Source organism: Streptomyces sp. NPDC001020 (assembly GCF_053599115.1).
In genome coordinates this window covers 85,394-104,718 of the sequence record NZ_JBSFLQ010000029.1, presented here as the reverse complement: position 1 = coordinate 104,718, position 19,325 = coordinate 85,394, and the positions used below count along the sequence as shown (strand labels likewise).

At 72.1% G+C, this 19,325-nt stretch carries 18 protein-coding genes; 4 read left to right on the top strand and 14 right to left on the bottom strand.

What is annotated here, in order from left to right; all coding sequences use genetic code 11:
* Positions 1 to 424: 424 nt before the first annotated feature.
* On the top strand, positions 425 to 715 hold the full coding sequence (locus ACWDEX_RS25620) for a hypothetical protein (RefSeq protein ID WP_450466312.1): 291 nt from the start codon (positions 425 to 427) through the stop codon (positions 713 to 715).
* A 54-nt stretch (positions 716 to 769) separates the two neighbouring features.
* On the opposite strand, the gene ACWDEX_RS25615 is transcribed toward ACWDEX_RS25620, so the two are convergent.
* From ACWDEX_RS25615 to hppD, 4 genes are all read right to left on the bottom strand, one after another.
* A complete protein-coding gene (locus ACWDEX_RS25615; RefSeq protein ID WP_450466326.1) occupies positions 770 to 1,417 on the bottom strand; it encodes an RDD family protein in 648 nt (215 codons plus the stop codon).
* Positions 1,418 to 1,741: 324 nt separating this feature from the next.
* Positions 1,742 to 3,229 carry an RDD family protein gene (locus tag ACWDEX_RS25610; RefSeq protein ID WP_450466310.1) on the bottom strand — a complete coding sequence of 496 codons (1,488 nt, stop codon included), beginning with the start codon at positions 3,227 to 3,229 and terminating at the stop codon, positions 1,742 to 1,744.
* 157 nt (positions 3,230 to 3,386) lie between these two features.
* The gene (locus tag ACWDEX_RS25605; protein ID WP_450466308.1) at positions 3,387 to 4,793 is read right to left on the bottom strand and encodes an FAD-binding oxidoreductase; all 1,407 of its coding nucleotides are present in this window, start codon (positions 4,791 to 4,793) and stop codon (positions 3,387 to 3,389) included.
* 100 nt (positions 4,794 to 4,893) lie between these two features.
* Positions 4,894 to 6,039 (bottom strand): 4-hydroxyphenylpyruvate dioxygenase, encoded by a 1,146-nt coding sequence (hppD, locus tag ACWDEX_RS25600; protein ID WP_450466307.1) that lies wholly within the window; start codon positions 6,037 to 6,039, stop codon positions 4,894 to 4,896.
* Between the two features lie 122 nt (positions 6,040 to 6,161).
* On the opposite strand from hppD, the gene ACWDEX_RS25595 reads away from it, so the two are divergent.
* From ACWDEX_RS25595 to ACWDEX_RS25585, 3 genes are all read left to right on the top strand, one after another.
* On the top strand, positions 6,162 to 6,641 hold the full coding sequence (locus tag ACWDEX_RS25595; RefSeq protein WP_450466306.1) for an Lrp/AsnC family transcriptional regulator: 480 nt from the start codon (positions 6,162 to 6,164) through the stop codon (positions 6,639 to 6,641).
* Between the two features lie 95 nt (positions 6,642 to 6,736).
* The gene (locus tag ACWDEX_RS25590) at positions 6,737 to 7,321 is read left to right on the top strand and encodes an ArsR/SmtB family transcription factor (protein ID WP_450466305.1); all 585 of its coding nucleotides are present in this window, start codon (positions 6,737 to 6,739) and stop codon (positions 7,319 to 7,321) included.
* Positions 7,322 to 7,333: 12 nt separating this feature from the next.
* Complete coding sequence (locus tag ACWDEX_RS25585) at positions 7,334 to 7,516, top strand: hypothetical protein (RefSeq protein WP_450466304.1); 183 nt, start codon at positions 7,334 to 7,336, stop codon at positions 7,514 to 7,516.
* A 24-nt stretch (positions 7,517 to 7,540) separates the two neighbouring features.
* Here ACWDEX_RS25585 and ACWDEX_RS25580 read toward each other — a convergent pair whose 3' ends face one another.
* From ACWDEX_RS25580 to ACWDEX_RS25535, 10 genes are all read right to left on the bottom strand, one after another.
* Positions 7,541 to 8,332 carry a S16 family serine protease gene (locus ACWDEX_RS25580; protein WP_450466303.1) on the bottom strand — a complete coding sequence of 264 codons (792 nt, stop codon included), beginning with the start codon at positions 8,330 to 8,332 and terminating at the stop codon, positions 7,541 to 7,543.
* Positions 8,333 to 8,391: 59 nt separating this feature from the next.
* Entirely contained in the window at positions 8,392 to 9,270 is an 879-nt protein-coding gene (locus tag ACWDEX_RS25575) for a chorismate synthase (RefSeq protein WP_450466302.1), read from the bottom strand.
* A gap of 78 nt (positions 9,271 to 9,348) precedes the next feature.
* Positions 9,349 to 9,990: an IclR family transcriptional regulator gene (locus tag ACWDEX_RS25570; protein ID WP_450466300.1), complete on the bottom strand. Its 642-nt coding sequence runs from the start codon at positions 9,988 to 9,990 to the stop codon at positions 9,349 to 9,351.
* Positions 9,991 to 10,392: 402 nt separating this feature from the next.
* Complete coding sequence (locus ACWDEX_RS25565) at positions 10,393 to 12,183, bottom strand: DEAD/DEAH box helicase (protein ID WP_450466299.1); 1,791 nt, start codon at positions 12,181 to 12,183, stop codon at positions 10,393 to 10,395.
* 115 nt (positions 12,184 to 12,298) lie between these two features.
* Positions 12,299 to 12,688 carry a type II toxin-antitoxin system death-on-curing family toxin gene (locus ACWDEX_RS25560; protein ID WP_450466298.1) on the bottom strand — a complete coding sequence of 130 codons (390 nt, stop codon included), beginning with the start codon at positions 12,686 to 12,688 and terminating at the stop codon, positions 12,299 to 12,301.
* Positions 12,685 to 12,885, bottom strand: a complete 201-nt coding sequence (locus ACWDEX_RS25555; RefSeq protein WP_450466297.1) for a ribbon-helix-helix protein, CopG family — start codon at positions 12,883 to 12,885, stop codon at positions 12,685 to 12,687. The genes ACWDEX_RS25560 and ACWDEX_RS25555 overlap by 4 nt, the downstream gene beginning before the upstream one ends.
* A gap of 41 nt (positions 12,886 to 12,926) precedes the next feature.
* Complete coding sequence (locus tag ACWDEX_RS25550; RefSeq protein WP_450466296.1) at positions 12,927 to 14,405, bottom strand: MFS transporter; 1,479 nt, start codon at positions 14,403 to 14,405, stop codon at positions 12,927 to 12,929.
* Positions 14,406 to 14,562: 157 nt separating this feature from the next.
* Positions 14,563 to 16,869: a molybdopterin cofactor-binding domain-containing protein gene (locus ACWDEX_RS25545; RefSeq protein WP_450466294.1), complete on the bottom strand. Its 2,307-nt coding sequence runs from the start codon at positions 16,867 to 16,869 to the stop codon at positions 14,563 to 14,565.
* Positions 16,866 to 18,371: a 2Fe-2S iron-sulfur cluster-binding protein gene (locus tag ACWDEX_RS25540; protein WP_450466293.1), complete on the bottom strand. Its 1,506-nt coding sequence runs from the start codon at positions 18,369 to 18,371 to the stop codon at positions 16,866 to 16,868. The genes ACWDEX_RS25545 and ACWDEX_RS25540 overlap by 4 nt, the downstream gene beginning before the upstream one ends.
* Positions 18,368 to 19,258: an FAD binding domain-containing protein gene (locus ACWDEX_RS25535; RefSeq protein ID WP_450466292.1), complete on the bottom strand. Its 891-nt coding sequence runs from the start codon at positions 19,256 to 19,258 to the stop codon at positions 18,368 to 18,370. Before ACWDEX_RS25535 ends, ACWDEX_RS25540 begins: the two co-directional genes overlap by 4 nt.
* Positions 19,259 to 19,325: the final 67 nt, after the last annotated feature.

Below are 19,325 nucleotides of genomic sequence, written 5' to 3'. Positions count from 1 at the left end.
ACAGTGCGGTCACGAGGGTGGTCATGTTCGTCGTCACAAACGGATCTTGACCACCCTCGCCTCATGCCCGCAGGCATTCGGAAAGACTCGTCTAGGGGTAACGGAGGTCCGCTTGAACGAGCGGCATAATCACCTGTCAACCGGCGCGCGCATACGTCCGGTCGGTGGACTGCATGACTCCATGCGCCCCCCATGCATCGGCACCGTGGGTTAGGTCACGCTTACCACCTGTTCCGCTCGGGCATGCAGGCGAATAGAGTCGACAGGCGAACCGTTGGAATGGCGATGGATTGCCCTGCCGACACCGTTGTCACCCCACGATTCGCAGCCAGGTCACTTGCGTACGACATACCCCATAGTTGCCCGCTTCCTCCCCCATGGCGTGAGGCACGGGGAGGAGGCCACCCCACCCCGAGGAATGGCCATGCCTCGTCCGACTGCCGCACAGCTCGCCTACGGTTCCTGCACCGTGATCTTCTCCACCCTCGCCATGCTGCTGCTGTCACAGACGAGTTCGGGCCTCGGCATCGCCGTGATCGCCCTTGCCGCGCTCGCGCTCGGGCTGCTCGTCGCCATGACGGTCCCCTTGCCGAAGTCCGTGCCGGCCGCAGCCGGGCGGTCCGCCGACGAGACGCCCGCCGCGGCCGGGCGCCCGAGGGCGTCCGTCGGGTCCGCCTCCCGCGCCGAGTCCGTAAGTGAACCGGCGGGCCCCTGACGCACGGGCCCGGCGGGTCGCGTCCACACCACCGCCCTGGCGCTCAGCGCCCCGTCACTGCGTGCTGACCTCCACCGTCTTGGCCGCCTTGTCGTGCAGGCCCTGCTTGTAGGGCTTGTCGAAGAAGCTCCAGCCGCCGCAGATGATGGTCCAGACGCAGGCGCAGCAGAACGCGAACGGGAGCCACAGCACCGCCGCGCGGATCAGCGAGGTCTGCAGAGAGGGGGTGGAGCCGTCGGCAAGGTTGGCCACCCGCATCTTCAGCAGCTTCTTGCCGAACGTCTGTCCCGACCTGCTGATCATGAAGGTGTCGTAGCCGATGTAGAGGATGGCGGCGATCACCGACTGCCCGATGGACTTGCCGGTCTGGAGCGTGTCGGAGTTGACGCTGTAGTCAGCGGTGCGGAACGTCATGGACAGCAGCCAGACGACCACCCCGACGATGACCATGTCGATGAGCCGAGCGAGCACGCGCTTGCCGCTGTCGGCCAGCGGGGGCATTCCGGCGAGGGGGTCCCTGCCGTTGTACGGGCCACCGGCACCAGGGGGAGGCGCGCCGTACGGGGGCTGACCACCGGGCGGAGGCGCGCCGTACGGAGGCTGACCACCCGGCGGAGGCGCGCCGTACGGAGGCTGACCACCCGGCGGAGGCGCGCCGTACGGAGGCTGACCACCCGGCGGAGGCGCGCCATAGGGCGGCAGCCCACCGGGTGAGGGCTCGCCGCCGGGAGGAGGCTCACTCCCGTGGGGCGGCCATCCACCAGGCGGAGGCTGGTCACCACCGGGCGGCCCACCGGCGCGCGGAGGCCGGCTCCCATAGGGAGGCTCACCACCGGGCGGAGGCTCATCGCCGTGTGACGGGCCCTGGGCGGAACCGGATGTGTCGCCCTCGAACGGCGAGGGCTGCCGTCTTCTGGACGGGTCGTCGTCCGGGTGGCCCTCTGAGCCGGGGGGCGGCGGTTCGGTGCTCATGGCCCGAGTCGACCGCGAACCCTCCGGCTCCGCATCCGTACACGTCCGTCCGGGTCAGTCCGCCACGAACGTGTGTGCCACCTTGTCGTGCCAGCACTGGCGCCAGGGGCGGTCGAACAGGCACCACAGAACACCGACGACGCCGACGATCAGCAGGCCGGGGACGCTGTAGACGAGCCAGCGGCGCAGCGCCCGGCCGAAGCCCGGCGGCTCGTGGCCCTCGATGTCCCGCACCTGAAGGCCGCACAGCTTCTTGCCGAGCGTGCGGCCCCACCGGGCGGTGGGCAGCACCTCGTAGAGGACGCCGAAGCCGAGGAGCACGGCGAGCACGATGGCGAGGTAGACCGAGGTCGTGCCGTCGAGCAACCACACCGTGACGGTCTGCCCGGACAGTTTGGCCGCGTCGATCTCGGCGTTGACATGGTCGATCGCCTTGGTACCCAGCGGTACGGCCGCCACGCCCGTGACCGCCGCCAGGACCAGGGTGTCGAGCAGCCGGGCGACCAGCCGCTTGCCCAGGCCCGCGGGACGGGCCGCCGCCTGTGCGCGGGCGGCCGCCTGGAACGGATCCTCCACGGGCGGCTTCCACGGTGCGACGGGCCGGTCGCCGTCGGTACCGGGACTCGCGAGGTGCTGCACCTGCTGCGCCCAGGAGGCCTGGCCGCCGCCGGGACCCGTGGCCCCGGGTGTGGCGGCGGGCGGCTGGGCGGGGCCGGGAGCGGCCGACTGATGGGGGACGCCGGGCGCGGGCTGCTGCGGGGGCAGTCCTGTCGCGGGGACGGACGGCTGCGCCGGCGCTGGGGTGGTCCGCCGCGGGGCGGGGTCCGGTGCCTCGGGTGCCAGGCCCGGCGCCGGGTGGGCCGCGGCCGGGGGGCTCGTCGTAAGCGCGGCGGCGGGCTGTCCCGTACCGGAACCGGCCGCCTCCGTGCTCCCGACCTGCTCCCCCGTGCGCGGGGAGAGCGCACGGAACTTCATGGTGCCCTCGGAGGAGACGGGGCCCCTGGTGCCGGCCCCCTCGCCGAGCCTCGGCCGGCGGAACACGAACGTGCCGTCCGAGGACGGGGAAGCGCCGGTCCCGGCCGCGGAGTCGGCGGGTGGGGCCGTCGCGGGGTCGTCTCTACGCGGCGCGGTGCCGTCGGAGCCGCCGGCGAGGGGGAGCCGCGGGTCGACGCCCTGGGGTGCGCCCCAGGCCACCCGGTGGTCCTGGTCGCCGCCGAAGCCGGACTGCCGGGAGCGCTCGGCAGCCCAGGCCGAGGCGGGCTCCGGGCGACTGTCGTGCGGGGCCTCGGCCGGGTTCGCCCGGCCGGGCTCGTCGACCGGGTCCTCGTCGAAGAAGTGCGGACCGGTCTCCTCCACCGAGGGCTGCGCGGGCTGGGCACCGGGCGGCGGGGACAGCGGTCGGCCGTCGCTGGGCGCCGGCCGACTTGTGCCCGGCACCCAGGCGGCGCCGTTCCAGTACCGGACATATCCAGGAATGGACGGGTCCGGGTAGTACCCCTCGCGGGGCCTGTCGTCACCGGGTGCCGGAGTAGGGGCGCTCATGTCCGTCGTCCCGTATCTGCTCGGGGGGTTGTGTTGGCCTCCACATCTATCAGACCCGCGCGCCCGCCATGGGCAGTCCGCCCGCACCCACCCCTTTCCGGGCGACACCGCGCACGCACCGCCCCCGCCCGAAGGACGCCGAACGAGCCGTGACGGATCAGAAGAGCTTGCCCGGATTGAGGATGCCCAGCGGGTCGAAGACCTGTTTGACCCCGCGCTGCATCTCCACGCCCACCGGGCCGATCTCGCGCGCCAGCCACTCCTTCTTCAGGACGCCCACGCCGTGCTCGCCGGTGATCGTGCCGCCCAGTTCCAGACCGAGGCCCATGATCTCGTCGAAGGACTCTCGGGCGCGCCGGGACTCGTCGGGGTCCTGCGCGTCGAAGCAGACGACCGGGTGGGTGTTGCCGTCGCCGGCGTGGGAGCAGACGCCGATGGTGAGCCGGTACTTCTCCGCGATGCGTTCGACGCCCTCGATCATCTCGCCGAGCTTCGAGCGTGGCACGCACACGTCGTCGATCATCGTCGTGCCCGCCTTCGCCTCCAGCGCGGGCAGCGACAACCGCCGCGCCTGGAGGAGGAGTTCGGACTCGGCCGCGTCGTCGGCCGGTACCACTTGGGTGGCGCCCGCGGCCTCGCACAACGCGCCGACGGCGGCGAGATCCGCCGCCGGGTCCGCGGTGTCGAAGGCGGCGAGCAGGAGCGCCTCGGTGGACTCGGGCAGGCCCATGTGCGCCAGCTCGTTGACGGCCTTGACCGTCGTGCGGTCCATCAGTTCGAGAAGGGACGGCACATGCCCCCCGTCCATGATCCGGCACACGGCCTCGCAGGCGGCCGCCGCGGAGGCGAACTCGGCCGCGAGGACCAGTTGCCGGGGCGGCTGCGGCTTGAGCGCGAGGATCGCGCGTACGACGATGCCGAGCGAGCCCTCGGAACCGACGAAGAGCCGGGTGAGGTCGTAGCCGGCGACGCCCTTGGCCGTACGGCGGCCGGTGGACATCAGGCGGCCGTCGGCGAGGACCACGTCGAGGCCGAGGACGTACTCGGCCGTCACCCCGTACTTGACGCAGCACAGTCCGCCGGAGGCCGTGCCGATGTTGCCGCCGATGGTGCACGTCTCCCAACTGGAGGGGTCCGGCGGGTAGTAGAGGCCGTGTTCGTTCACCGCGCGGGAGAGCGTGGCGTTGATGACGCCGGGTTCGACGACTGCGACGCGGTCGACCGGGTTGATCTCCAGGATCCGGTCCATCTTCGTCAGCGAGAGCACGATGCAGCCGTCGGAGGCGTTGGCCGCGCCCGACAGGCCGGTGCGGGCGCCCTGCGGGACGACCGGCACACGCAACTCGGTGGCGGTCCGCATGACGTGCTGGACCTGTTCGACGGTGCGTGGCAGCACGACCACGGCCGGGGTGCCGGCCGCGCAGAAGCTCGCCATGTCGTTCGCGTACGAGGCTGTGATGTCGGGGTCGGTGAGGACGGCCTCGGCGGGCAGACCGGAGCGGAGGCGGTCGAGGAGAGCGCCGGTGGTTTCGTCGCGCGGGGCTTCGATACGGCTCATGATCAAAGCGTCGCACCCGGGCGCGGGGATGTGAACCCCGTCACCGCGAGGCGCCCGCCGGGCGGTGCGGTCAGGTCACCGCACCGCCCTGAACCCACAGAGTGCGCTACAGGTTGCCGCGCTTGTCCTGCTCCCGCTCGATCGCCTCGAACAGGGCCTTGAAGTTGCCCTTGCCGAAGCCCATGGAGCCATGGCGCTCGATGATCTCGAAGAAGACCGTCGGACGGTCCTGGACCGGCTTGGTGAAGATCTGCAGCAGATAGCCGTCCTCGTCGCGGTCGGCGAGGATCTTCAGTTCGCGCAGGGTGTCGATGGGGACGCGGGTGTCGCCGACCCATTCGCCGAGGGTGTCGTAGTACGAGTCCGGGGTGTCGAGGAACTCCACTCCGGCCGCCCGCATCGTCCGTACCGTCTCGACGATGTCGTTCGAGTTGAGCGCGATGTGCTGGACGCCCGCGCCGCCGTAGAACTCCAGGTACTCGTCGATCTGCGACTTCTTCTTGGCGACGGCGGGCTCGTTGATCGGAAACTTGACCTTGAGCGTCCCGTCGGCGACGACCTTGGACATCAGCGCGCTGTACTCGGTCGCGATGTCGTCGCCCACGAACTCCTTCATGTTCGTGAAGCCCATGACCTTGTTGTAGAAGCCGACCCACTCGTTCATGCGGCCGAGCTCGACGTTGCCGACGCAGTGGTCGATCGCCTGGAAGGTGCGGCGCGCGGGCGGGGCGACGATCGGGTCGGCGGCGACGTAGCCGGGCAGGTAGGGACCGTCGTAGCCGGTGCGCTCGACCAGGGTGTGGCGGGTCTTCCCGTACGTGGCGATCGCGGCCAGGACGACGACGCCGTGCTCGTCCTTCAGCTCGTACGGCTCGGTGACCGGACGGGCGCCGTGCTCGACCGCGTAGGCGAACGCGGCGCGCGCGTCCGGGACCTCGATGGCGAGGTCGATCACGCCGTCGCCGTGCTCGGCCACGTGCTCGGTGAGGAAGTTGCCCCAGTCGGTGGCGGGCTTGATGACCGAGGTGAAGACGAAACGGGCGGAGCCGTTCTCCAGCACGTAACTCGCGGTCTCGCGGCTGCCGTTCTCCGGACCGCGGTAGGCGACCAGCTGCATGCCGAAGGCGGTGGAGTAGTAGTGCGCCGCCTGCTTGGCGTTGCCCACGGCGAAGACGACGGCGTCCATTCCCTTGACCGGGAAGGGGTCTGCCTCACGCGCGGTACCGGGGGTCTGCTGTGTGGTCTGCGTCATAACGGCAGCCTCGCCCGGGTCCGCAAGGTGCGCAATAGTTTGCACATCGGCTGGACAATCCGTTCAGCCGAGTGCCCGAATCAGCGGGCGATCTGTACAGGATGACCATCAAGGAGCGCGGTATGGCGATCGATCATCTGGACGCCCGGCTCATCGTGCTGTTGGCGCAGGAGCCGCGGATCGGAGTGCTGGAGATGTCCAGGCGGCTCGGGGTGGCGCGCGGCACCGCGCAGGCACGCCTGGACCGGCTTCAGTCGAAGGGGGTGATCCGCGGTTTCGGGCCGCAGGTGGACCCGACGGCACTCGGCTATCCGGTCACGGCGTTCGCGACGCTGCAGATCCGGCAGGGGCAGGGGGCGGACGTACGGGCCCATCTGGCGACCGTCCCGGAGGTGCTCGAACTGCACACCACCACCGGCACCGGGGACATGCTGTGCCGGCTGGTCGCCCGGTCGAACGCGGACCTCCAACGCGTGATCGACCGGGTCGTCGGTTTCGACGGCATCGTCCGGGCCTCCACGGCGATCGTCATGGAGAACGCCGTCCCGCTGCGGATCATCCCGCTGGTGGAGCAGGCGGCACAGGACCCGGAGAGGGCGTAGTCGGGACGCCGTGGCACCAACGGACCGACTGGTCCAAAGAGTTGGTTGCAAAGAAGTTGTTGCAACAGATCCTTTGCAACACTATCTTTGTACCCATGAACGAGCCCCAGGACTCACAGGTCCGCAGTCTCGACGCCCGCTCGCTGCGCGGACTCGCACACCCACTGCGGATGCGGCTGCTCGACGCCCTGCGCTTCGGCGGGCCTGCCACCGCCTCCCAACTGGCCCAGAAACTCGGGGAGTCGAGCGGAGCGACCAGCTACCACCTGCGCCAGCTCGCCGCGCACGGCTTCGTGGAGGACGCGCCGGAACACGGCAAGGGCCGGGAACGGTGGTGGAAGGCGGTCCACCGGGGTCTGAGTTTCGACGAGTCCCTGCTCCAGGACGAGAACCCGGAGGTGCGCGGTGCCACCGACCTCTATTTCCACGAGGTCGCGACCAAGCAGACCCGCGATCTGTCGACCTGGCTGGGCAACCGCCAGGCCTGGCCGGAGGAATGGAGCCACACCTTCGACATGAGCAGCGCGACGCTACGGCTGACGCCGGAGCTCACCCGCGAACTCATTCTGAAGATGCACGCCCTCGTCGACGAGTACCGCGATCTGGCCGCCGTGGAGAACGACCCGCAGGCCGCACAGGTACGGCTCCACACGCACGCCTTCCCGATCACCACGGACTGAAAGGCACCACCGATGCACCCCGAGACCCAGCTCGCCCTGCACCACACCCACGCCGCCGACCTCCGCGCCCAGGCCGTCGCCCATCGCCTCGCCGACGAGGCCAAACAACCCCGCGACCTGCGCATACGCTTCGGCTGGACCCTCGTCGAGGTCGGGTTGCGGATCGCCACCGCACCTCGGCCGGTCGCCTGCTAGTGCCGCGGCACTAGTGCCCGGGCGCTAGCAGCTCGGTACCGGACCCTTCCCCTTCTCCAGGGCCACCAGGGCGTCGACCGCGCCCTTCAACGTGGTCACCGGGACCAGGCGCAGCCCCTTCGGCAGTTCCGCCTTCGCGTCGGAGCACTCCGCCTTCGGGACCAGGAAGACACTCGCGCCGTCGCGGTGCGCGGCCTGTGTCTTGAGGGCCACCCCGCCGACCGGGCCCACGCGGCCGGACGCGTCGATGGTGCCAGTGCCGGCTACGGTGCGGCCGCCCGTGAGGTCGCCGCCGGCGCCGTCGCCGTGCAGCTTGTCGATGATGCCGAGCGTGAACAGCAGGCCCGCGCTGGGGCCGCCGACGTCCGCCAGTTTCAGGGTGACCTTGACGTCCTTGTCACTGAGGTCCAGGTACTTCAGCGCCGCCCGGGTCGCCGCGTCCTGGGACTGCTTCATCTGCGCCATGTTGTGCCGCTCGATCTCCTTGACGTTGTTGCCGCTCGGGTAGACCGCGTCGCGCGGCATCACCGCACGGTCCGTGCGGAACCAGCCGTCGATCACATCGCCGAGGGAGACGTTCACGTCGGGGCCCGTCGCCACGATCGTCGTCATCCGCAACTGGCCTCGGGTCGTGCGAGTGGGCGCCCCGCTGATCGTGATCACGGGGGTTCCCTTGTTCTCGCCGAGGACGTTGGCCGTCGTGCCGGGCTGGGCCACGGAGAACGGCAGCGGCGCGGACGCCGCCGTGGCGAGCAGGGCCACGACGGGCAGGGCGCAGAGGGCGACGGCCTTGGGGCGCGAGAGGCGAGAGAGCACGGGATCAATCTAACGCGAGGGTGCCCTCGGGCCAGGCGCCGGTCAGTCCTGTACGGGCCCTACCGGGAGGGAGCCGGGTTTTCACCGGGGCGCGTGAGCGTGTACCAGCCGTCCCGGGACATGCCCGTCGCCCGGAACCCCTCGGCGAAGGCCTCCGCGAGGACGCCCCGGACGGCGCGCCGCCAGCGAAGGGCGAGGGCCGGGTCGGCGGCACGCAGGGCGACGATGTCGCCGGGAACGCGGCACCACAGATGGCGTCCGTCGCGGGCACGCCGGGCGAGCGGACCGCCGTCGGGGGCCGTGGGGGTCTTCGCTTCTCCAGCGGAGTCGGGAGCCCGGGGCGCGGCGACGCGATCGTCGCTCCCGTACGGCCGCCGGAACGCCGTCAGGTCCCAGCTCACGGTCAGCCGGTCGCTCTCGTCGCCGTCGTTCACACCGTCGGCCATCGGACCGTAGAAGTCGATCAGGTACTCCGTGGCGGTCGCACCCAACTTGGCCAGGTTGAAGCGGGCGTTGCGCCCCACCAGCGGATCGAAGGTCCAGCGCAGGGTGCGGGCGCCGTGCTCCAGGGCCCAGACGCGCTGCGCCTGCTTCACGGCGTACCCGACACCGTGGTCGGCCGCCGCCACCAGGGAGTACGCGTCCGCGGCGGCGGGCGGTCCGAAGACGGCGACGCAGGCCCCGGCGAGCCGGTCCCCGTCGGCGGTGTACGCGGCGTGCACGGCCCCGCCGGCGTGCACCAGGCTGTGCAGTTCCTCCGCGGGCAGGGGCGGGGCCTGCCGCGGGGTCCGCCAGACGTCGCTGAAGAAGTCGGCCACGGCGGCGATGCCGGTGACGTCGCCCACGGTACGCAGGCGCACGCCCGCGGCGCGGGCGGCCTCGTCCGCGAGCCGCGCCGCCCGTTCCCGGACGGAGGACAGGGCCGTCTCTGCTGTCATGGGTCGAGTCTGCCCCGCCACGGCGGGCCGAAGTAGGGGGCGTGCGAACGGAATTGAGTACGGGTGACCGCGGGGCGGTCAGCGCAGCGCCTCGGCCACCTCCCGCGCCGCGTCCATCACCCGCGGCCCCACCTTGTCCGGTACCGAGTCCGAGAGCATCACCACGCCGACGCTGCCCTCGACCCCCGTCACCCCCAGCAGCGGCGCCGCCGCCCCACTGGCGCCCGTCTCCAACTCCCCGTGGGTGAACATGTATCCGGGCTCGGTGACCGACTGCCGGCGGGCCGCGAGGATCGCACGGCCTGCGGCCCCCCGGTCGAGCGGATGCCGGAACCCGGCGCGGTAGGCCACGTGATAGTCGGTCCACGTCGGTTCGACCACGGCGACGGCCAGTGCCTCCGCCCCGTCGACCAGCGTGAGGTGCGCGGTCGCCCCGAGGTCCTCGGCGAGCGCCCGCAGCGCGGGCAGGGCGGCCTCCCGTATCAGTGGATGCATCTGGCGGCCCAGGCGCAGCACACCGAGCCCGACCCGGGCTCGGCCACCCAGATCGCGACGGACGAGGGAGTGCTGCTCCAGGGTGGCGAGCAACCGGTACACCACGGTCCGGTTCACGCCGAGTTTGGTGGACAACTCGGTGACGGTCAGTCCGTGGTCGGTGTCGGCGAGCAGCTTGAGAACCCTGAGGCCCCGATCGAGTGTCTGGGAGGTCTCCGCGGCCACGACACCCACTCCTTCAGTGGTGAGGTCGGCTGCCTCCTCACGGCGGATACGCCGCCGGGTCACGTCGGCGACGCGCCAGAGGCCACCGATCGGCTGACGGCCCGGGTGGGTCCCGGACTGAGTCGCTGCACGGCTGCGCTCCGCGGCGACGCTGCCACGGGGCGTGTGCGTAGCGTGACAGTAGCGAGCCGGTTCGCTCAGCGAAAGGCTCCGTCCAGAATCCGGTCAGCGGCCGGTACGGACTACTTCGTTTTGCGCGGATATGTTCGGGGGCGCGCCCCCGGAAAAGGGGCGCGGGCCGTAGCATCGCGCACCTCCTCCGGGGACGCGGCGACGCCCCGCCCCCGAAGGGCGGAAGCGTCCCGCCATAACCCGGCACCGGCTCGGGCACGGCACCCGGCGTCACCGCATACGCGTGGCCCACTCCTGGACCTTGGCGATCCGCTGGCGCAGCTGGCCGGCGGTGCACTCGGCGCTCGGCGGGCCGCCGCACACGCGGCGCAGTTCGGTGTGGATGACACCGTGCGGCTTGCCGCTCTGGTGGACGTACGCGCCGACCATCGTGTTGAGCTGCTTGCGCAGCTCCAGCAGTTCCTTGTGGGTGACCACCGGCCGCCGCTCGGCGGGCAGTTCGAGCAGGTCGGCGTCCGCGTCGGGCTTCTTGCGGCTGTGCGCGATCTGCCGGGCCTGCCGCTTCTGCAACAGCAACTGCACCTGATCCGGCTCCAACAGGCCCGGGATACCGAGGTAGTCCTGCTCCTCGTCGCTGCCTGGGTGGGCCTGCATGCCGAACTCGGCGCCGTTGTACATGACCCGGTCGAAGACGGCGTCGGACTCCAGCGCCTCGAACGGCAGCATGTCCTGCTCGCCGGTGTCCTCGTCCTGCTGCTTCTCGGCCTCCTGGAGGAGCTTGTCCTCCTCCGCGTAGGGGTCCTCCTCGCCGTCCTTCTTCGGCTTGTCCAGGACGTGGTCGCGCTCGACCTCCATCTCGTTGGCGAAGGTCAGCAGGTCGGGGACGGTGGGCAGGAAGACGGACGCGGTCTCGCCGCGCCGCCGGGACCGTACGAAGCGGCCGACGGCCTGGGCGAAGAACAGCGGGGTGGAGATGGTCGTCGCGTACACCCCGACGGCAAGCCGGGGCACGTCGACGCCCTCGGACACCATGCGCACCGCGACCATCCAGCGGTCGGTGCTGCCGCTGAACTCGTCGATGCGGTCGGAGGCGCCCGTGTCGTCGGACAGGACGAGGGTCGCCTTGTGCCCGGTGATCTCGCGGATGAGTTTGGCGTAGGCGCGGGCCGACTCCTGGTCGCTGGCGATGACGAGGGCGCCCGCGTCCGGGATGGCCCTGCGGACCTCGGTCAGCCGCTGGTCGGCGGCGCGCAGCACGCTCGGCATCCAGTCGCCCCGCGGATCGAGGGCGGTGCGCCAGGCCTGGCTGACGGCGTCCTTGGTCATGGGCTCGCCGAGCCGGGCGGCGATCTCGTCGCCCGCCTTGGTGCGCCAGCGCATGTTGCCGCTGTAGGAGAGGAAGATGACGGGCCGCACGACGTTGTCGGCGAGCGCGGACCCGTACCCGTAGGTGTAGTCGGCGGCGGACCGCCGGATCCCGTCGTTCCCCTCCTCGTAGGCCACGAACGGGATGGGATTGGTGTCGGACCGGAACGGCGTACCGGTGAGGGCGAGCCGGCGGGTCGCGGGCTCGAACGCCTCAAGACAGGCCTCGCCCCAGGACTTGGAGTCACCGGCGTGGTGAATCTCGTCCAGGATGACCAGGGTCTTGCGCTGCTCGACGCGGTTGCGGTGCAGCATGGGCCGGACGCCGACGCCCGCGTAGGTGACGGCGACGCCGTGGTACTCCCGGCCGAGCGGCCCCGCGCTGTACTCGGGATCGAGCTTGATCCCGACCCGGGCGGCCGCCTCCGCCCACTGCTTCTTCAGATGCTCGGTCGGCGCGACCACGGTCACCTGCTGCACCACGTGGTGGTGCAGCAGCCAGGACGCGAGCGTCAGCGCGAAGGTCGTCTTGCCGGCGCCGGGGGTGGCGACCGCCAGGAAGTCCCGGGGCTGCTCCTGGATGTACTTCTCCATCGCGCCCTGCTGCCAGGCGCGCAGCTTGCTGGCGGTGCCCCAGGGGGCGCGGCCGGGGAAGGCGGGAGAGAGGTGGTGGGAAGTGGAGGCTGTAGTAGTCACGGTCTCCGGTTCGTCGTGCTGGGCTCGGCTACGTATGACAACCGGGCCACCCTACCGGCGGCCCGGTGGTGCCCCGGTGCGAACGGCGCGGGGTCGCTCGGGGATGGGACTCAGGTCACACGTCTTGTTCGGCGAGCTGCCGCAGCGCCTCGCTGATCACCTCGACCTCGTCCAGGGCGCCCGTCGCCACGTCGGTGACCAGTCGCTCGGCCGCGTCGATGGCGGGGCGCAGTTGCACGTTGTTGAGGGCCAGAAAGACGGCACAGGACGCCCAGGCCACCCGCTTGTTCCCGTCGGCGAAGGAACGGTCGACGATCAGCGACTGCAGGAGTGCCGCCGCCTTGCCGAACAGGTCGGTGTACGCCTCCTGCCCGACCATCGAGGCCGAGGGCCGGTGGACGGCCGACCCCAGCAGACCGGCGTCCCGCACGACGATGTCCTGGTCGTCCACCGCCTGCTCGGCGATGGCCAGGACATCCTCGGCCGACAGATAGATGCACGTCACTTGAGCCGCTCCAGCAGTTCGGCCCACTTGGCGGTCTGTTCCTTGGCGGCCTTCCGGACCAGGGCCTCGTGAGCCGTCCTGGCCAGATAGTCGTCCACGGCCCTGAGCACGATGGCGTGCATGCTGACGCCCTCCTCCTCGGCGCGCCGCTTCAGTGCTTCGGTCTGGTCGTCACGCAGACGAAGATTCATAGCCATACCCAAACGGTACCGCCCGGGTGGGGTCACAGTGGTACCACTCAGGAACGAACCAGTACCCGCCGCGTCACCCAGACCCCCACCAGCGCCACCCCCGCCATCGCCAGGAACACCGCCGCGAACGCGGCCGGATGAGTGGAGCCGGCGGCCTTCACCGTCGTGTGGGCCACCGTGCCGCCGCCCAGCGCGACGAAGGCCGCGCCGCCCGCCGCCAGGAGGAGGACGTTGGAGAGGGCGTCGGAGATCTGCAGGGCCGCGGAGTTGTTACCGGCCTCCTCGGGGGCGGACAGCTGGAGCAGCAGCACGCTGGTGGAGGCGATGACCAGGCCCATGCCGAGGCAGCCGAACGCCCAGGCGACGGCGAGGGTCCACACCGGGACGGAGTGGATGAGCACGCTGGGCGCGGCGACGATGGCCGCGGTCACGAGCACCATGCCGAACGTCATCAGCCGCTCCCGGTGGGGCGCCAGGCGCGGCCGGGACTGCACCCACGAACCCAGTGCCCAGGTCAGCCCGCCCGCCGCGAGCGAGAACCCGGCCAGCGTCGGGGAGAGCCCGCGCTGGGTGACGAGCATCAGCGGCACGAAGGACTCCGCGACGATGAACGAACCCGCCGCGACCCCACGCAGCAGCACCACGGACGGCAGCCCGCGCGCCGCCCGGTAGGTGCCGTGCGGCAGCAGCCCCCGTACGGCCGGTACCAGCAGCGCGGCACCCGCAACCCCGGGCAACAAGGACAGCCACCGCAGGTCCTGCGCGGCGTACTCCAGCAGCCCGGCGCCGAGCGAGATGCCGAGGGCGAGCCGGATGCGCCGCCGGTCGAAGGAGCCCTGCCGGGCACCCTCCCGGGTGCCCTCCCCCACCGGTCCTGACGCCCGCCGCCGTATCTGCGGCAGGGCGGTCGCCAGCGGGAACACCACGAGCACCGGGATACTGAGGAACACCCAGCGCCAGCCGAAGTGCTCGGTCACCGCACCCGCGGCGAGGGGGCCGACGATCGACGGGACGACCCAGGCCGCCGCGAACGCCGCCATGATCGCCGGGCGCAGCCGCTCGGGGTAGGCCCGGCTGACGACGACGTACAGCGCGACGATCACCAGCCCGCCGCCGAAACCCTGCACGGCCCGCCCCGCGATGAACACCCACATCGTGCCCGCCGTCCCGGCCAGCACCAGCCCGGCCGCGAACGAGGCGATCCCCGCGGTCACCGCACCCAGCGGGCCCCTCTGGTCCGACCACTGCCCGGCGAGCACCATGCCGAACAGGCTCGTCGTGAAGAACCCGGAGAACGCGAAGGCGTACAGCGACACCCCGTCCAGCTCCCGAGCGGCCACCGGCATCGCCGTGCCGACCGCCGTCGCCTCGAAGGCGATGAGCAGGACGACCGTGACGACACCGATGCTCAGCGCACGGTAGGGACGGCTCAGGACTCCGGTTCGGTCGTCGGCGAGGCCGTCGACGGGGACGGGAAGGGCGTCGGCGACATCGCTGTCGCTGTCGCGTGGTTCGAGGGCAGCCATGCCGGTCAGAGTAAGGCGTCCAGCCCGCATTGGCTCCTGTCGGGGGACGGTGACCAGTGAGGACCTTGGTCCTACGCCCCTCGCCGTACCCGGCGTCATGGTGAACGGTGTCGACAGTCCCCACGCGGTGCCGTGGTCGTCTCGACTCCCCCGGCGCCTACTGGGTCGTCACCACCGCCGCCTGCGGACGGATCGGCAGGCGGTTGACCGGGCGGCCCGTCGCCGCGCGTACCGCCGACGCGATCGCCGCCGGGGAGGTCACCACGGGCACCGCGCTGACCGCCTTCGCCCCGAAGGGCGCGACCACGTCCCGTTCCTCCACCAGCTTGACGATCCGGATGTCGGGCACGTCCAGGGCCGTCGGGAGGGAGTAGCCCGTCAGGTCGGGATGGCGGACCAGGCCGCGTGCCGTGCGCAGGTTCTCCGTGAGCGCGATGCCCACGCCCTGGGTGACGCCGGCCTCCACGCGCGCGGCGAGCTGCGCCGGGTTCAGCACCCGGCCCACGTCCTGCGCCAGCGCCACCTCCACGACCCGTACCGAACCGATCTCGACGTCCACGTCCACCACGGCGCGGATCGCGCAGAACGCGAGCCCCACGAAGGCGTCGCCCTGACCCGTCTCGTTCAGCGGTTCGGTCGGGTGCGGGCGGCACTGCGCCGTGGCCCACAGCTCCTTGCCGTCCAGCGCCTCGGTGACCGTGGTCGACAGCACGCCGTCGTACGAGGTGATCTTGCCGTCGGTGATCTGCAGCAGCTCGGTCGACATGCCGAACTTGTGTGCGAGTGGTTGCAGCAGTTGCGCGCGGACCATCTTCGCCGCGCGTTCCACCGCGCCGCCCGACACCCAGGTGTGGCGGCTGCGGCAGCCCGCGCCCGCCGACGGCAGGTCCGTGTCGACCGGGGCCACGTGCACCTCGTCGATACCGAGCGTGTCCTGGACGATCTGCCGGGCCAGCGTCGTGAAGCCCTGCCCCGTCTCGACGGCCGCGCACAGCACCGTGGCCACACCGTCCTGGACCTTCACGGTGGCGGTGGAAACCTCGTCCGTACCCTCCGCGCCGAGCATGTGGACCATGCCGAGGCCGTAGCCGACACCGCGGCGTACGGCGCCCGGTTCGCCCGCGCCCTCGAGCCCGCCCGGCAGCAGCCACTCCTCCTCGGGAGTGTCCTTGGGCAGCGGGGGCAGCGGGTGGTCCCGTACGGCCTCGAGCAGTTCGGCCACCGGTGCCGGGCAGGTCACCGTCTGGCCCGTCGGCAGGACGTCACCGGTCGCCATGACATTGCGCAGCCGTAGCTCCGCCGGGTCCAGGCCCAGCTTCTTGGCGAGCTTGTCCATCTGGGCCTCGTACGCCGCGCACACCTGCATCGCGCCCTCGCCCCGCACATGGCCCGAGGGCGGGTTGTTGGTGCGGACGGCCCAGCCCTCGATGAAGGCGTTCGGGACGACGTACGGGCCGCAGGCGAAGGACACCGCGGCGGCGAGCGCCTCCGAGGAGGTGTCCGCGTACGCGCCCGCGTCCAGCAGGATCTGCGCCTCGACCTTCACCAGACTGCCCTCGGCGTCCGCGTGATGGCGGTAGCGCAGGAGGGTGGGGTGGCGGTGGACGTGCCCCAGGAAGGACTCCTCGCGCGTCACGGCCAGCTTGACCGGGCATCCCGTCCGCAGGGCGAGCAGTCCGAGCGGGAGCTGGAAGCCCTGGTCCTCCCGGTCGGCGGTGGCGCCGGGCACCCCGGTGACGACGATCTTCACCCGCTCGGGCTCCAGGCCGTAGACCTCGGCGGCCCGGTCGCGGTCGGTGTGCGGGTCGGTGGAGGCGAGGTACAGCTCGACCCCGCCGTCCGGCCGGGGCACGGCGAGACCGGCCTCCGCGCCGATCGGGGCGGGGTCCTGGCGGCCGATGCGGTACAGGCCCTCGACGACGATGTCGCCGACCGCGTCCGGATCGCCGTGGCGCAGCGGGATGTGACGGATCAGATTGCCGTCGGGGTGCAGCGGTTCGGCCTCGAAGGCCTGTTCCGGGTCGGTCACCGGGTCGAGCACCTCGTACTCGACGATGACAGCGGCGGCGGCCATGCGCGCGGTGTCGGGGTGGTCGGCGGCGACGGCGGCGATCGGTTCCCCGTGGTGGCGTACGACGTCGGAGGCGAACACCGGGCGGTCGGCGGTGCCGCGGCCGTGGAGCGGGCTGCCGGGCACGTCCTCATGGGTGACGACGGCCCGGACGCCAGGCATCTCGCGCGCGTGTCCGGTGTCGATGGACACGATGCGCGCGTGCGGGTGCGGCGAGCGCAGCACGGCGGCCCACAGCAGGCCCTCGGCCCACAGGTCGGCCGTGTACGGGAAGGTTCCCTCGGTCTTGGCGCGGGCATCGGCGGACGGCAGGGAGGTGCCGAGGCCGTGCGGCAGCGGCTCGGGGGCGGGTACGGCCGCTGCGGTGCTCGCGGTGGCGGCTTCGTGGCTCACGCCTGGCCTCCGTCCTGGCCGTACGGGTGCTCGTTCAGGGCCGCGTCGTCGAACGCGGCGGGGTGGACACCGCCCGCCCCAGGGGCCGCCTGGTGCGGGATGCGGGCCTCGTCGGCGTTCCGCTCCGGCTCGTCCTCGGTGTGCGCCCGGCGTTCGGCGACGACCTCGCGCACCGCGTCGAGCACCCCCCGGTAGCCGGAGCAACGGCACAGGTTGCCGCACAGTGCCTGGCGGGTCTCCCGTTCGGTGGGCGCGGGGTTGCCCGCCAGCAGGTCGTGCACGGTCATCGCCATCCCGGGGATGCAGAAACCGCACTGCACGGCGCCGCACTCGGCAAGCGCCCGTTGCACGTCCGAGGGCTGTCCGTCGACGGCGAGGCCCTCGACCGTACGCACCTCGCTGCCCGCGGCGGTGACAGCGGGCACCAGGCAGGAGGCGACGAGCCGGCCGTCGACCTGGACGTTGCAGGCCCCGCACTCGCCCTGCGAGCAGCCGTCCTTGGCCCCGGCGAGGCCGAGCCGCTCGCGCAGCACGTACAGCAGCGACTCGCCGATCCACGCGTCGGTGACGGGTCGGTCGGCTCCGTTGACCCGCAGAACGTACGACGCCAGGGGGTGTTCGTCGAGCACGGGCCCGGGGGCGGGAGCCTGCTCGGACCCGGGATCCCGCTCGGGCTCCGGCTCGTTCGCGTCCGCCTCCGGTGCCGGGCCGGGATCGGCGGCGGCCGGTGCGGGGTCCGGGGCGGGTACGGGATCAGCGACGGCCGGTGCAAGTGCCTGCGTCTCCTCGGCGTCGGCCGGGGCGGCGGGCTCGGGCTCGGACGGCTCATGGTCAGCCGGGGGTGCCTGGGGAGCGCCACCGGCCGGCGTGTCCTCGTACGGCCCGCCGGACGGCTCCGGGACCTCGGCGGGCGTCTGCGCGGCCGCCTCCCCCGTGGCGTCCGCCCACGGCTGTCCGGCCGCGTCCGTCGCCCAGGGCGCGGGCGCGCCGCCCGGCAGGGTGACGGGCGAGGTGCCGCCCCACTGGTCGACCAGCGACGACGTGGTGAACTCGCCCGATTCGTCCGGCAGATCGCCGTCCGCCACGGGGATCGACCACTGTCCGGTGACGTCATGACCGGCGGGGGGCTCCTGCCCCGCGGGCGTGGCCTCCTCGAAGGTCCACTGTCCGGTCGCGCCGGGGTCGTAGGTGAACCGGTCGTCCGCCCCCTGCCGGTGGGCGGTGTTCGCGTCGGGCCACTGGACGTTCCCGGCGGGCGGGGTCCAGGCGCCGTCGGCCGCCGGGTCGGTGCCGGCGTCGGCGGCCGGGGTGAACGACGGGGGCACGAAGCCATGGCCCGGCGCGGCCAGCGGACTGTCGGAGGCGAGGAGGGCGTCTATACCGCCCTCGGGAAGCTGGACGAAGGCCGTGGCTCCGTCGTCGTAGTCCCCCTGGGGCAGCCGCTCCCAGGAGCCGTGCGCGCCCTCCTGGGCGACGCCTTCCCGGTGCTGGTCGTCGGTCACGACAGTGCCCTCCCCAGTGCTCGTCGGGCCAGCGCGGCGACGGTGCGCCGCAGGTGCAGTACGGCGGGCGGAAGCTGTTGTGCGGTGCCGTCCTGAGCCGGGTCCGGATCAGGGATGCAGGCCGTGGCGACGTACTGCCCGAAGGCGGCGAGCACCTCGGGGTCGATCGCGCGGTTGTCCCAGTCGATGAACTGGGCGACCCACTGCTCGGCCTCCAGAGGCCGCAGCGGCATCGGCGCTATGGCGCCGACCGCACAGCGCACCCCGCGCCGGGCCGGGTCGAGGACGAGCGCCACGGACGCGATCGCGCGCCCCGGGCCGGTGCGTCCGGTCGCCTTCAGGAAGACCTGGGGGGCGTGCAGCAGCGGAACGCGTACGTAGCCGACGAGTTCACCGGCGCGCAACATCTCCATGCCCGCGAGCAGGTGCGAGACCGGGATCTCCCGGCGGGCGCCGCCGGGGCCCGCGATGACCAGCGTGGCCTCCAGGGCGGCCAGCACCGGAAGCGCGTCTCCGGTGGGCGCGGCCGAGACGATGTTGCCGCCGAGGGTGCCCGCGTTGCGGATGTGCGGAGGTCCGGCCGCGCGTGCCGCCGCCGCGAGGGCGGGGATGAGCGCGGCGAAGTCGGGGCGACCCATGCGGGCGTGGGTGAGGCCGGCGCCGAGCAGTGCGTGGCCGTCCTGGTACTGCCAGCCGCGGATCTCGCTGATACGGCCGAGCCCGACCAGCGCGGCAGGCCGCAACTGACCGGAGTTGACTGCGGCCATGAGGTCGGTGCCGCCCGCCACGGGAACGGCGGCCGGCATGGCAGCGAGCGCCGCCACGGCCTCCTCCAGCGAGGCGGGCAGGGTCACGGCCTGCGCCGCCCGCGGTGCCTGCGTGGTCAAAACCGGCTGCCCCTTCCCGCTACCCCACCTGGTCCCCACCTGTGTTGCCGTACGGTACGTGCTGACA

Excerpts from the sequence above, each read along its gene's own strand:
- ACWDEX_RS25620 (WP_450466312.1), top strand. The coding sequence starts at position 425 with ATGCCTCGTCCGACTGCCGCACAGCTCGCCTACGGTTCCTGCACCGTG.
- ACWDEX_RS25610 (WP_450466310.1), bottom strand. The coding sequence starts at position 3,229 with ATGAGCGCCCCTACTCCGGCACCCGGTGACGACAGGCCCCGCGAGGGG.
- hppD (WP_450466307.1), bottom strand. The coding sequence starts at position 6,039 with ATGACGCAGACCACACAGCAGACCCCCGGTACCGCGCGTGAGGCAGAC.
- ACWDEX_RS25595 (WP_450466306.1), top strand. The coding sequence starts at position 6,162 with ATGGCGATCGATCATCTGGACGCCCGGCTCATCGTGCTGTTGGCGCAG.
- ACWDEX_RS25590 (WP_450466305.1), top strand. The coding sequence starts at position 6,737 with ATGAACGAGCCCCAGGACTCACAGGTCCGCAGTCTCGACGCCCGCTCG.
- ACWDEX_RS25585 (WP_450466304.1), top strand. The coding sequence starts at position 7,334 with ATGCACCCCGAGACCCAGCTCGCCCTGCACCACACCCACGCCGCCGAC.
- ACWDEX_RS25575 (WP_450466302.1), bottom strand. The coding sequence starts at position 9,270 with ATGACAGCAGAGACGGCCCTGTCCTCCGTCCGGGAACGGGCGGCGCGG.
- ACWDEX_RS25555 (WP_450466297.1), bottom strand. The coding sequence starts at position 12,885 with ATGGCTATGAATCTTCGTCTGCGTGACGACCAGACCGAAGCACTGAAG.
- ACWDEX_RS25550 (WP_450466296.1), bottom strand. The coding sequence starts at position 14,405 with ATGGCTGCCCTCGAACCACGCGACAGCGACAGCGATGTCGCCGACGCC.